The sequence below is a fragment of the Micromonospora sp. NPDC050795 genome (genome assembly GCF_044456785.1).
Lineage (GTDB): Bacteria > Actinomycetota > Actinomycetes > Mycobacteriales > Micromonosporaceae > Micromonospora.
This window is the reverse complement of record NZ_JBITGE010000079.1, coordinates 2,930-3,636: the sequence shown is the minus strand read 5'-3', so window position 1 is coordinate 3,636 and position 707 is coordinate 2,930. Positions and strand designations below refer to the sequence as shown.

At 69.7% G+C, this 707-nt stretch carries 1 protein-coding gene; it reads right to left on the bottom strand.

The window, feature by feature from the left end:
- Positions 1–134 precede the first annotated feature (134 nt).
- Entirely contained in the window at positions 135–383 is a 249-nt protein-coding gene (locus ACIBEF_RS32010) for a hypothetical protein (protein ID WP_396797158.1), read from the bottom strand.
- Between the last annotated feature and the right edge of the window lie 324 nt (positions 384–707).

Below are 707 nucleotides of genomic sequence, written 5' to 3'. Positions count from 1 at the left end.
CGCGGCGGGTGTGTCCTTGGTGATCCACGCCTTGAGCTCGCCGACCCGCCAGCGTAGCGCATGCTGGGTGTGGTGGTGGGCGCGGTCGGCGCGTTCCAGGCGGGTGAGGTCCTGGGCGACTTCCTCTCGGTTCATCAGCAGGGGGTGCCGGCGGCGATGGCCTTGATCTGGTGGGCTTGCAGGGTTTCGTCGCTGACATCCTCGATCTCCCGGGCCGAGGTGCCGCGCATGATCTGGTCGATGAAGGTGCCCTTGCGGGCCACGGTCTGCCAGGAGAACGCGTCGAAGCTGCCGGCGACGACCAGCCGCAGCACCGGACGTCGGTGCACCAGGCCCAGCAACTCCTCGACACTCGGCACCGACCAGCCCAGCTCGTAAGCCAAATCCGGCAACGTTAGCCGGTGTCCTTTTGCAGCGAGATCGCCCAGCTGTTCACGTTCTGCGCACCGGGCGGCGCCCGGCCCGTGCGGGAGATTGACCAGGCCGAACTGCGTCAGCGCCGCGCCACACCGGATCGGCGCGTCATTACCTGCCCCTGCCGCCGCCGCGGGCGTTGGGCAGGTTGTCCGGTGACCGGACAACCTGCCCGCGGAACGGCGACGACGTGTCGCCGAGGCTGCTCCTACTCGATGACGACGAGGCCGACGAACGCAGACCGGCCGCTTGGGCGACCGGCGCCTGCCAGGCGACCGCAGGCGGCAAAGGCG